Here is a 12239-nt window from a genome sequence, read left to right on the forward strand (position 1 = left end):
TGCCCCTTTAGCTCATCTGGTAGAGCAACTGATTTGTAATCAGTAGGTGGTCTGTTCGAGTCGGACAAGGGGCACCAAATTCCAAAAGCTTCTAGGTAAACACTTAGAAGCTTTTTTATTAGCATCGGTTATTTGGGTAATAAATTAGAATTTTCAAATGCATGCGCTAATTAATAATTTGATGACCCTGGCTGTTGGACATCTCCAAAAAGGGGACTTGGCTAGCGCGGAGAAATTATTAAAGCAGTCGCTGACTGTGGCCCCAAAAAATTCAGAGGCATTACGGCTGCTAGGCGTTACTTTTGCATTTAAAAAAGATTTGCAAGAGGCGCTAAAAGCGCTGGATAAGGCAATCAAAGTCGATCCAAACAATTGGTTGGCCCACAGTAATCGCGGCAACGTTCTGAAGGATCTCAATCAATTCGATGCAGCATTAAAAAGCTATGACCGGACTATTGCTCTGCAACCAAATTATGCAGAGGCCTATAACAACAAAGGTAATCTTTACCAAGATCTCAAGAGATATGAAGACGCAGTAAAGAGTTATGATCAGGCAATTGCTTTGCAACCAAATTATGCAGATGCTTATAGCAATGCGGGCAATGCTCTTAATAAATTAAATTTACTTGATTTATCTTTAAATGCTCATGAAAAAGCAATGCAATTGGGCGGCGAAAATGTGGCTGCTTATATAAGCTGCAAGATGCAGTTGTGTGATTGGGGCGGCATTCAGGGGCATCTAGAAAAAATTCAGCGTGGCGATATTGCTCGTAAGGATTTGTTTTATCCTTTTCATATTCTATCTATATGTAACTCGCCTCAGGTTATTAAAGAAGTCACCCAAAGCTATATGGCTTTACATTACCCTGACAAAACGGATTTATGGGAATTTGATAAGACCAAACAAAATAAAAAAATTCGCCTTGGATACTTCTCTCCTGATTTCAGAAATCATGCCGTCTCATTTTTGATTGCTGGCTTGATTGAGGCACATGATAAGAATAAATTTGAGTTAATAGCGTTTTCAATGGGATCTGATGCTTCTGATGAAATGCGCGAGCGCCTCAAAGCTAGTTTTGATCAATTTATAGATATTTCCTCTAAAAGCGATTTAGAGGTTGCAAAGTTAGCAAGAGAAATGCAAATTGATATTGCTATTGATTTAGCGGGAATCACCCAAAACGCACGACCAAGCATTTTTGCTTACCGCACAGCTCCAATTCAGATGGGCTATCTAGGTTACCTGGGTACCATGGCTGCTCCATATTATGACTACATCATTGCCGATGAGGTCATTATCCCCAATGAATATAGAAATGCCTATTCAGAAAAGATCATATACCTACCAAGCTACCAGGCAAACGATCCTAAACGTGAGATTTCAAGTCGCGTATTTACAAGAGAAGAGTTTGGTATTTCTGAGGCGTCATTCGTTTACTGTTGCTTTAACAATAATTACAAATTTACCCCTTCAATTTTGGATAGTTGGTCAAAAATTCTGAAGAGTGTAGATAAGGGCGTAATGCTTCTTCATGCCGAGAGCGATACGGTTAAAAGGAATTTATTGGCTGAATTTAATTCTCGTGGAATAGAGTCTTCTCGAATCTTTTTTGCTGAGCGATTGCCCCGTGCGGAATATCTATCTCGTTATCGTATAGCTGATTTATTTTTGGATACATCCCCCTACAATGCTGGTACAACAGCTAGTGACGCTCTTTGGGCTGGTCTGCCAGCGCTTACTTTCCTCGGAAATACATTTTCAGCAAGAATGGGCGGTAGCCTTTTGAAGTCTGTTGGACTGCCTGAGATGATTTGTGATTCGCAGAAAGCTTATGAAGATTTAGCGATTATGCTTGGTCTAAATCCATCAAGGTGTGCCAACGTTAAGGAAAAGTTAGCCGCTAACCGTTTGTGCACACCTCTTTTTGATATCAAGACATTTGCTGCAAACTTAGAAAATGGATTAAGCCAGGCGCATGAGAAGTTTTTGAATGGCATGCTCCCAGATCACATAATCATCAACCCATAACAAAATAGGTGATGCTATAAAAGTTCATTTTATCGTAGCTACAAGAGTTAGCTTAGAAGATTTTTATTTAAAGACAGCTACAGGGAAATCTTTAGCCCTATATAAATCCTCCGATTTAGTGGTGCATGTATACCCAGAAAATAAAGCGAGTTTATCTGCAATTTATAACTCGGCAATTGAGCGCTTTGTTAGCGAATCATGCATTCTCGTTTTTGCTCATGATGACTTGCTCATAACTGATTTTTATTGGATGCATACTGTTTTCAATGGCTTGCAACACTTTGGGGTCGTGGGATGTGCTGGGAATGTTAGTAGGGCACCTTTTCAGCCGGCTTGGGCTTTTAAAAATTTGGATTTTGAATGGGATGCCCCACAAAATTTAAGCGGCATTGTTGGCCATGGAAGACAATTTCCCCCGGAAAATTTGGCTGTGTTCGGACCACCATTTCGACAAGTTAAATTGTTGGATGGGCTCTTTCTAGCGGCTTTTAGTGACACCCTAAAAAAGTCAAACCTTCGCTTTGATGAGCGATTTGATTTTCACTTCTATGATATGGATTTTTGTCGTCAGGCGGAGTTTCTTGGGGTGAGTATGGGTACGATACCGCTATCTTTAGTCCATGAGAGTGGGGGTAGCTATGCATCCGAATCGTGGACCAATGCGTACGGAAAATATATGGAGAAATGGACTTCGTAGGATGGTAAGCATATAAATATTGCTATGCTAATTAAAATTTTTGCCATCTTGACCTTTAATCGGTTTGATAAATTCTATGCAGATAAAGTTTTCTAATGAGTCATGATCATCAATCTATAATTGAGCAAGCATTCCAAGCTTTGCAGATGGGAAACTGGATTAGAGCGGAGGAAATGCTTAAGAATTTTTTATGCATGACTCCAAGCAACTTTGATGCCACACATCTTTTGGCAATAGTTTACGCAAGTCAATCTAATCATCACGAGGCAATTAAGTGGTATTCGGAAGCGCATAAATTGAGCCCTGCTCAATATTCGGTTCTTTCAAATTGGGGGTCCTCTCTAAATCTGCTTGGCAAAAATGATGAGGCTTTAATTGCCTTTACAAAAGCGCTAAATCTTAGTCCTTATGCCCCTGAAGTTTTATATAACACTGGAAATGTTCTTTGTGATTTAAATCGACATGCAGAAGCACTAATATTTTTTAAAAATGCCGTCAAATTAAACCCAGAATATTTTCAAGCCCATAATAATTACGGAAAAGCGCTATATGATTTAGGGCGCTATCCAGAAGCTTTGAATTGTTTTGATAATGCTTTGCGCATTAACCAATCTTTTTTAGATTCCTTAATCAATAAAAGCGAAACCCTAAAAAAGCTTAAACGTTACGATGAAGCAATCACTTTCGTTGATAGGGCATTGAAATTAAATCCTGAGTGTGCTGAGGCTTATTCCAATAAGGGAAATATATTAAATGAACTTAAACGTTACGATGAAGCAATCACTTTCGTTGATAGGGCATTGAAATTAAATCCTGAGTGTGCTGAGACTTATTCCAATAAGGGAAATACATTAAATGAACTAAGGCGACATGACGAGGCAGTCGCTTGCTTTGAAAAGGCCCTCAGTTTAAATCCCAATCTAGATAAGATATTTGGAAATTTACTTCATACCAAAATGAAAATTTGTAGTTGGTTAGGTTTCGAGGAGTCTCTTAAGGCCATTGAGAATATGGCCGAAAAAGACAAGATGATTTCAAATCCATTTCCACTTCTATCTTTATTTGATAATCCATTAATTCACAAAAAATCTTCCAAACTTTATATCCAGTCTAAATATCCACTTAATACTGCTTTGGGCCCAATTCCTAAGCGCTCAAAAAATCGAAAAATTCGAATAGGATATTTCTCGGCTGATTTTAAGATTCATCCCATAGCTTTTCTTATTGCTGAGCTGATTGAACTTCATGATAGGGATAGTTTTGATATATATGCTTTTTCATTAGAGCGCGCTAACGATGAAATGAGGGGGCGCCTTTTTAAGGCATTTGATCATTTTATTGATACAGAAAAAATGTCAGATATTGAGATTGCCCAGCTGGCTCGAGATTTTGCGATAGATATTGCAGTTGATTTAACGGGAATAACACAGGGCTCCAGAACAGGAATTTTTTCTTATCGTGCAGCGCCAGTTCAAGTGAATTATTTAGGGTATCCAGGCAGCATGGGCGCTGAATATATTGATTACATTATTGCTGATAAAACCTTGATTCCATCTAAGGCTCAACAACATTACTCTGAAAAGGTGGTGTATTTGCCCCATAGTTATCAAGTTAACGACAGAAAGCGCTTGATTTCTGATAATAGATTTACCAAGAGCGATCTGGGTTTGCCAGAGGTGGGATTTGTTTTTTGTTGCTTTAATAACAATTACAAAATATTGCCTGAAACTTTTAAGGGGTGGATGAGGATCTTGGGTGCGGTTGATGGGAGTGTCTTATGGCTTTATGAGGACAATATTTTTGCTGTAGATAACCTAAGAAAGTCCGCAGAAAATCTTGGAATTGATTCAGGGAGATTGGTTTTCGCAAAAAAAATGCCCCCTCAGAACCATTTGGCGCGTCATAGTCAGGCAGATTTATTTTTAGATACATTTCCCTACAATGCTCACACCACTGCCAGTGACGCACTATGGTGTGGGTTACCGGTCCTTACTTTGTGCGGGGCATCTTTTCCAAGCCGAGTGGCTGCCAGCCTACTTAGTGCCGTTGAGTTGCCAGAGCTTGTTGCCACCAGTCAAGAGGAATATGAGTCCATGGCTATCACATTGGCCAAAGATCCTCAAAAACTTAAGTCTATTAAATCTAAGTTAGCTGCCAACCTCTCGAGTTGTTCACTCTTTGATACACCGCTATTTGCCAAAAATATTGAGAGAGCTTATTCGAGGATGATGGAATGTTATCAATTGAATTTAGATCCAGACCATATGTACATTTAAAATATTTTTATGCCAGCAATTGACTAGATTGTTGCAGCATTTACTAGTTCGTCAAGTTTGTGCTTTTCGTTTCGGGCAGGTATTGCCAAGCTATGATTGCTGCGCACACTAGGAGAATGGTTGGGTACCAAAGTCCAGCGACGCTATTTTCCCATTGCTGATTTATCCAGGTAACAATAAAAGGTAGAAGACCGCCAATCCATCCTGCGGCCAAATTATGCGGAAGAGTTGCTGCACTATTTCTAGATTTGGCCGGGAATAGTTCTGCCAGCAGCGCTGTTTGTGGACCCACCACTAATGCCAAAATTCCAGATAGTCCTATTAGTGTTGCTGTGATCGCAATTACTGAAGTGATATTGCCTTCATTTGCACCTGTCGCGAGCGCTTCTAATAAATAAAAGGTCGGAAGAATCAATAGCGCACCTAATATCAAACCACTGATTACAACTGGCTTTCTCCCAAGCTTATCGGAGAGCCAGCCAGAAAAAATAGTTAATGGTAATAGTGCAAGCGTAGCGTAGATACTGAGCTGATCAACAAGCCCCGCTGAAATATGTATGGAGGTTTTTAAAAAGATGGCGGTATACACCTGTACGCAAAAGAATAGGATTGCGCCACTTGAGGAAACGCAGAAGAAAAGCAAAAACATTCTTTTCCGAATCTCTGGGTCTTTGAAGTTATTAAGCAACTGAGATTCAGTCTTTTGTCCGTTTTCAATGAGCTCTAAAAACACGGGCGTTTCTTCTAAAGCCATTCGCACCTTAAACGCAATGAGTAGCAATACGATGGAGATCCAGAATGGCACTCGCCAACCCCAAGACTGAAAATCTTCCGCTGATAAGTAATTTCTCAGGAGAGCAATTTGTAGGGTTGAAAAGAGGATTCCAAGCGGCCCCATGAGTTGTAAGAAGCTTGTTTTAAATCCACGGTATTCATTGCCAGCATGCTCTGTGAGATAGACTGCGCTTCCACCAATTTCACCGCCGGCGGATAGGCCCTGGAGCAGTCGCAAGCCAACCAATAGGATGGGCGCCCAAATTCCAGCCTGGTCGTAGGTAGGCAAAAAGCCTACGCTAATGGTCGCAAGCCCCATCAATGCAATGGTGATCATAAAGACCGGCTTTCGGCCAATACGATCGCCCATAGAGCCAAATAGAGCTGCTCCGATGGGTCTTACTACCATTCCAACACCAAAAGTCGCGAGACTCGCCAAAAGGGCTGTATTGGGGTCTGTGGAGGGAAAGAAAAGGGGGGCAAAGACAACTGCCAAAGTCGCAAATGTCAGGAAGTCATACCATTCCAAAAAGGTGCCAAAACAAGCTGCAATAGCTACTTTTAGATAGGAATGCGATTTCTGATTTTCCATTAAGTTATTGATTATATTGGTTTTATTGCGTTTATAGGCTAATTTTGTTGCAAAGCAGCAAATATTTCTTGATTTGCCATATACCTTCAGTTACAGTTTTATGGTGCAGTGCAATATTTAAGGTATTTCAGATTTTCCATCACTTAAATCGTGCGCTTAATTGACTAGTTGTACCACTTAATTTCTGGAGAAATACATGAACCAAGAACAAATCACCGCTAAATTGTCCCAAATTAACAGCAAAGGCCTTGAAGCATCTTTTTCTTTGAGCGAAGCAGCTTTGGAAAATGCTCAAAAATTAGCAGAGCTGAACTACGCAGCCTCCAAAGATGTATTGGTAAATGCGCAAGATGGCATCCAACAAGTTTTGACAGCAAAAGATCCAAAGCAAGTGACTGAGTTGCTAAACGCTGAAACTTTGCAGGCTGCCGGTAATCAAGCTGTTGCTTACCAAAAGAAAGTAAGCAAAGTATTGCGTGATGGTAATAAAGAATTTGCAAATGTAGTGGATGCTAGCGTCGATCAGTTGCAAGACGGTTTCCGGGATTGGATCAATACAGTTGCAGCTAATGCACCAGCTGGTTCTGATGCTTTCTTGTCTTCATTCAAGACTGTATACGGTAGCGCATTGCAAGGTTTTGAACAGTTCCGCGCTGCAAGCAAAGAAGCTTTTGCTACTGCAGAAAAAACTGCTGAACAAGCAATTGAGACTGTACAGGGTCAATTCACTCAAGCTAAGAAAGCTGCTACACCTGCATCGCGTAGCCGTAAATCTGCTTAATTGAAGATATATTAAGAATTAGTTTGATTTGGTAGCAAGATTTAAAAAGAAACCCCGCTTGGTGCAAACTAGGCGGGGTTTTATTTGACTATAAATTTAAATTTTTCTATAGCGTTTTGCTGAATCTATTCGAAGTCAGAAGAAGATTCAATTAAAGGTGAAGCCAGGTTTTTACTGGGCTTGACGCCTAATTCGCGTACTTTTTCTGCAGAGCGGATGAGATTGCCTTTGCCGGTCTTTAGCTTATTGAATGCATCGTGGTAGCTGGTTTGCGCTTGATCTAAACGCTGCCCCAACTTCTCTAAATCATCCACAAATCCAACAAATTTATCGTAGAGATTGCCACATTGTTTTGCGATCTCAAGGGCATTGCGATTTTGATGATCTTGTCTCCATAGATGAGCTACCGTTCTTAGAGTTGCCATCAGGGTGCTTGGGCATACCAATACAATATTTTTTGCTAGAGCTTCTTGATACAAATTTGGCGCAGTCTTTAAAGCTAGCAAGAATGCCGGCTCGATAGGCACAAACATGAGTACAAAATCGACTGATCCCACACCATATAAAGAGCTATAGTTTTTTCCAGAAAGGCCCTGAATATGTTGGCGCAGTGACTGAATATGCGCAGCCAGTTCTTGTTCAGCAACCACAGGGTCGGTAGTTTCAGCGTGCCGTGCATAAGCGGTTATCGATACCTTGCTATCTACCACCAGGCTTCTACCTTCGGGTAGTTTAATAACGACGTCTGGTTGCAGGCGTGAGCCATCGGTTTGTGTGTGGCTATCTTGAACAAGATATTCCTCACCCTTACGCAGGCCGGAGGATTCCAATATAGATTCCAGCACCAACTCACCCCAATTGCCTTGAACCTTAGAGTCGCCTTTTAATGCTTGGGTTAGCGAGCGCGTCTCATCGGACATGCGTAGATTAAGATTGGCTAAACGCTCAATTTCGCTTTTGAGGGCATGACGCTCACGAGCCTCATTGCCGTAAGAGCTACTTACCTGTTCTTTAAATTCAGTGAGCTTGGTTTGTAGTGGCTTGAGTAAAGCATCTAAGCTAGCAGCGTTTTGTTCTGTAAAGCGCTTAGACTTATCTTCCAAAATTTCATTGGCTAGATTTTTAAACTGATTTGTTAGAGCTTCTTTTGCTTCATTGAGCGACTCAATCCTACCTAGACCTTGTTTGCGTTCAGAGTCTAATTCTGCTTCAAGGCGAATCGCATTTTGCAGTGCTTGATCGCGCTCACTACGCAGGCTGAGTGCTGTGGCAAGTTCTGTCTGCGCTTGGAGCTCAACGCGAGCAAGGCTAGAGCGTAAGTTAAGCACGTAAACTAAAAGGCCTGCACATAGTCCTAATGGCAGGCCAAAAAGCAGAAGTGAGCCTAAATCAAAAGTCACAGATTCAAAGTCTCAATGAAAACGGTGATTAGGCTTTAACGAGTTTTTGCAGTTCGCCTGACTGATACATTTCAGTCATGATGTCAGAGCCTCCAATAAATTCACCATTGATGTAAAGCTGTGGAATGGTTGGCCAATTGGCAAACTCTTTAATGCCTTGGCGAATGCCAGCATCTTCTAGGACATTTACAGTATGAAGGTTTTCAACGCCGCTAGCACGCAAGATATTGACTGCATTTCCAGAAAAGCCGCATTGTGGAAACTGCGCAGTTCCCTTCATAAACAAAACCACTGGGTGGCTAGTAACGATTTCTTTAATTTGAGCTTGTGTGTCCATAAATATTCTTTCTACTAAGTTTCTACAGCATCAGTCTTATTGCAAAGACGGTTTGAAAATAAGGTCCATTTGATTTTAAGACTTAATGTGGAAAAAGGTTATTTAAGCCTATTTTCTACCTGAGGCGACACGATAATGACCGCCTAAATCCAAATGGGTCTGAATGTCGCGAAGACCTTCTGACTTCATGAGCGCCACTACTGCTTCGGATTGGTCAAATCCATGTTCAATGGCCAGCAAGCCATTGGGCTTGAGGTGTGATTTGGCACCCAAGATAATCACCTCCAAGCAAGCAAGCCCATTACCATGGTCTGTGAGGGCTGAAACAGGTTCAAAACGTAGGTCACCCTGACTTAAATGTGAATCATGGGAGGCAATATAAGGCGGATTACTGAGGATGATGTCAAAAGAGGCGCTTAGCTCAATAGCCTCGTACCAGCTTCCTTGTAAAAACTGTACTCGTTCAACAAGACCTAATTGCTTGGCATTCGTTTTAGCAATGGCTAGCGCTTCATGAGATTGATCGGTAGCAGTAACTAGAGCTTGAGGTGCATCATGGGCAATAGCTAATGCAATCGCTCCAGAGCCTGTGCCCAAATCTAAAATTCTTGCAGGAACATTAAGGCGGGTTATTTCACGTAAGGCGATTTCAACCAGCAATTCTGTTTCTGGGCGCGGAATGAGAACACCAGGTGCAACATAAAGCTCAATATTGTGAAAACCTCTTTTACCAATCAGGTAGGCAACCGGTTCGCCTCGAAGTCTTTTGGATTCAAGGGCTTTCCACTCATCAAGAGCTATGCTACTCAATTCCAAATCATCGCGCGAAAGTAGGGCGGATCGTGGAAGTTGGTAATGCTTTTCAAGAATGTAAGCCATCAGAATCTTTGCCTCTACAGGCGGAAGTGCTGATGCGTTCAATAGCGCATGCAAACTCAATTCTATATTCACGGATTTAGTTGTCGCCCAGTGCGGCAAGCAACTCTGCCTGGTGTTCAGACGCAAGGGCGTTACACAGATCATCGATATCGCCATCCATCATGGCATCAATCTTATAAAGAGTCAGGTTAATGCGGTGATCGGTGATGCGACCTTGTGGGAAGTTATAAGTACGAATGCGATCGCTGCGATCACCAGAGCCAATGAGTGACTTGCGAGTTTGCGCTTCGAGTTGATGTTTCTCACGCTCACGAGCATCCATGATGCGAGAAACCAGTACTTTCATGGCTTGCTCGCGATTGCGATGCTGGCTGCGATCATCCTGGCACTCCACCACTGTTCCTGTTGGCAGATGGGTAATACGTACCGCAGAGTCGGTTTTATTAATATGCTGACCACCAGCGCCTGAGGCTCGGAAAGTATCTATGCGCAATTCTGCAGGATTAATTTTGACTGCTTCAAGTTCATCTGCCTCTGGCATCACGGCTACCGTACAGGCAGACGTATGAATGCGGCCTTGGGTTTCAGTTTGCGGAACTCGTTGAACGCGGTGACCACCGGATTCAAACTTGAGTCTTGAGTAAACGGACTGACCGACAAGGCGCAGTACCACTTCTTTATATCCGCCCAAATCCGATTCAGCTGCACTAACTACTTCCACTTTCCAGCCCTGGCGTTCGGCAAATCGGGTGTACATGCGTAGTAGGTCGCCTGCAAATAGGGCACTTTCATCGCCACCCGTTCCTGCACGAATTTCTAAGAAGACATTCCGCTCATCGTTCTCATCTTTAGGGAGTAAGAGCTTCTGTAGTGTACTTTCAAGCGCCTCCATTGTGGCTATCGCCTGTTTTTGCTCTTCATCGGCAAAGTCCTTCATCTCGGGATCTTTGCGCATTTCTTCTGCTGCCTGTGCGTCTGCTTCAGCCTGCTTATAAAGACCAAATTGCTCAACAACCGTAGCAATATCAGAATGTTCGCGCGTGAGCTTCCGATAAGCATCCATATCTTTGGTTGCTTCTTCAGAAGTTAATAAAGAGTTAAGTTCGGCTAAGCGCGTGTCTAGATGGTCTAGCTTAGCCCGCATGCTGGGCTTCATCTAATGATCTTCTGGCTTGGAGTGTGAGGCAAATAGTTTAGGCAGCAACTTAATTAAAGCGTCACGCTCGGCGCCATTAGAGTGTTGCAGCGCATGGAGTGAGCCATGTAAGAATTTATTAGTAAGGCCTTGAGCCATTGCATTTAGAACTTCTTGTGGATCTTCTCCGCGCATTAAACGCTTCATTGCGCGCTCTAGTTCCAATTGACGCAAACGCTCTCCTTGTTGCTGAATATCCTGAATCAACGGCACTGCATTGCGACCTTGCATCCAATGCATGAAGTTACCAACGCGATCTTCAATGATGGCTTCAGCTTGACTTACTGCTGCTTGACGCAAGTTAGCACCTGTCTGAATCATCACCCCTAAATCATCAACGGTATAGAGGTAGATGTCGTCTAACCTAGAAATCTCTGGCTCAAAGTCCCGCGGTACGGCTAAATCAATCATCACCATAGGCTTATGGCGACGCTGTTTTAGAGCGCTCTCTACCATGCCAAGACCTATGATGGGTAAGGACGAGGCGGTACTCGAGACAATAATGTCAAACTCATGCAGGCGTCCTGGCAGATCGGAGAGTTTGAAGGACTCAGCCTCGACATCTTGCGCAGAAATAGAGTCTGCTAATTCTTGGCCGCGCTCGATAGTGCGATTAGCAATGGCTACATTTTTTGGTTTACGTGCAACAAAATGCGTAGCGCAAAGCGTGATCATTTCGCCGGCACCAATGAATAAAATCTTTTGATCTGAGATTTTTTCAAAGATTCGCTCAGTGAGGCGAACGGATGCTGCTGCCATTGAAATTGAGTGGGCACCAATTTCAGTGGAGCCGCGAACTTCTTTTGCAACCGCAAAGGTTTTCTGAAACAGTTGGTTCAGATAGGTTCCCAAAACACCAGCATCATTTGCTGTGCGAACCGCATCTTTCATTTGACCCAAAATTTGAGTTTCGCCAATCACCATGGAATCTAGACCACAGGCAACTCTGAATGCATGTCGAACGGCATCTGATTGTGGCAGCGAATAAATGTGGGGCTCAAGGCTACTTGGGGCCAGTTGTTGAGTTTTGGCTAGCCAATCAAAAGTGGCTTCGTGCAAAAGACCTGCGGCGCTAGCGTCATTGGCTGCGCAATAGACCTCTGTGCGATTGCATGTGGACAAAATTGTGGCCTCGGGCAGCCCAGCCTGATTCGCACCAACTAAATGTTGGCGAAGATCGTGTAACGCTTCTTGAAGAAATTCAGGGTCAAAGGCGACCTTTTCCCGAACGGCTAGCGGCGCTGTGTGATGATTGATGCCGAGTGTCAACAACTTCATA

At 42.7% G+C, this 12239-nt stretch carries 10 protein-coding genes and 1 tRNA gene; 5 read left to right on the forward strand and 6 right to left on the reverse strand.

All coding sequences use genetic code 11. From position 1 onward, the window contains the following. Position 1 precedes the first annotated feature (1 nt). From ICV36_RS00715 to ICV36_RS00730, 4 genes are all read left to right on the forward strand, one after another. A tRNA-Thr gene (locus tag ICV36_RS00715) sits at positions 2–77 on the forward strand. 80 nt (positions 78–157) lie between these two features. Then, positions 158–2029 (forward strand): tetratricopeptide repeat protein, encoded by a 1872-nt coding sequence (locus ICV36_RS00720; RefSeq protein WP_215400648.1) that lies wholly within the window; start codon positions 158–160, stop codon positions 2027–2029. Between the two features lie 121 nt (positions 2030–2150). After that, the gene (locus ICV36_RS00725) at positions 2151–2726 is read left to right on the forward strand and encodes a glycosyltransferase (RefSeq protein ID WP_215400649.1); all 576 of its coding nucleotides are present in this window, start codon (positions 2151–2153) and stop codon (positions 2724–2726) included. Between the two features lie 95 nt (positions 2727–2821). After that, positions 2822–5002: a tetratricopeptide repeat protein gene (locus ICV36_RS00730; RefSeq protein WP_215400650.1), complete on the forward strand. Its 2181-nt coding sequence runs from the start codon at positions 2822–2824 to the stop codon at positions 5000–5002. A 43-nt stretch (positions 5003–5045) separates the two neighbouring features. Here the strand turns inward: ICV36_RS00730 and ICV36_RS00735 are convergent, their stop codons facing one another. Continuing rightward, positions 5046–6368, reverse strand: a complete 1323-nt coding sequence (locus ICV36_RS00735; RefSeq protein ID WP_215400651.1) for an MFS transporter — start codon at positions 6366–6368, stop codon at positions 5046–5048. Between the two features lie 196 nt (positions 6369–6564). Between ICV36_RS00735 and ICV36_RS00740 the strand changes: the two genes are divergently transcribed. After that, positions 6565–7149, forward strand: a complete 585-nt coding sequence (locus ICV36_RS00740; protein WP_215400652.1) for a phasin family protein — start codon at positions 6565–6567, stop codon at positions 7147–7149. A gap of 125 nt (positions 7150–7274) precedes the next feature. Here ICV36_RS00740 and rmuC read toward each other — a convergent pair whose 3' ends face one another. The 5 genes from rmuC to hemA all read right to left on the reverse strand — a co-directional run bounded on the left by rmuC (position 7275) and on the right by hemA (position 12238). Next, the gene (gene rmuC / locus ICV36_RS00745; protein WP_251375033.1) at positions 7275–8477 is read right to left on the reverse strand and encodes a DNA recombination protein RmuC; all 1203 of its coding nucleotides are present in this window, start codon (positions 8475–8477) and stop codon (positions 7275–7277) included. A gap of 100 nt (positions 8478–8577) precedes the next feature. Continuing rightward, positions 8578–8886 carry a Grx4 family monothiol glutaredoxin gene (gene grxD, locus ICV36_RS00750; RefSeq protein WP_215400654.1) on the reverse strand — a complete coding sequence of 103 codons (309 nt, stop codon included), beginning with the start codon at positions 8884–8886 and terminating at the stop codon, positions 8578–8580. Between the two features lie 108 nt (positions 8887–8994). After that, entirely contained in the window at positions 8995–9837 is an 843-nt protein-coding gene (prmC, locus tag ICV36_RS00755; RefSeq protein ID WP_251375034.1) for a peptide chain release factor N(5)-glutamine methyltransferase, read from the reverse strand. Between the two features lie 4 nt (positions 9838–9841). After that, a complete protein-coding gene (gene prfA, locus ICV36_RS00760) occupies positions 9842–10921 on the reverse strand; it encodes a peptide chain release factor 1 (protein ID WP_215400656.1) in 1080 nt (359 codons plus the stop codon). Then, entirely contained in the window at positions 10922–12238 is a 1317-nt protein-coding gene (gene hemA, locus ICV36_RS00765; RefSeq protein WP_215400657.1) for a glutamyl-tRNA reductase, read from the reverse strand. Between the last annotated feature and the right edge of the window lies 1 nt (position 12239).

The organism is Polynucleobacter sp. MWH-UH35A, from assembly GCF_018687075.1.
Lineage (GTDB): Bacteria > Pseudomonadota > Gammaproteobacteria > Burkholderiales > Burkholderiaceae > Polynucleobacter.

Bases quoted from the DNA above. Each gene is read 5' to 3' on its own strand.
- ICV36_RS00720 (WP_215400648.1), top strand. From the start codon at position 158: ATGCATGCGCTAATTAATAATTTGATGACCCTGGCTGTTGGACATCTC.
- ICV36_RS00730 (WP_215400650.1), top strand. From the start codon at position 2,822: ATGAGTCATGATCATCAATCTATAATTGAGCAAGCATTCCAAGCTTTG.
- ICV36_RS00735 (WP_215400651.1), bottom strand. From the start codon at position 6,368: ATGGAAAATCAGAAATCGCATTCCTATCTAAAAGTAGCTATTGCAGCT.
- ICV36_RS00740 (WP_215400652.1), top strand. From the start codon at position 6,565: ATGAACCAAGAACAAATCACCGCTAAATTGTCCCAAATTAACAGCAAA.
- grxD (WP_215400654.1), bottom strand. From the start codon at position 8,886: ATGGACACACAAGCTCAAATTAAAGAAATCGTTACTAGCCACCCAGTG.
- prfA (WP_215400656.1), bottom strand. From the start codon at position 10,921: ATGAAGCCCAGCATGCGGGCTAAGCTAGACCATCTAGACACGCGCTTA.
- hemA (WP_215400657.1), bottom strand. From the start codon at position 12,238: ATGAAGTTGTTGACACTCGGCATCAATCATCACACAGCGCCGCTAGCC.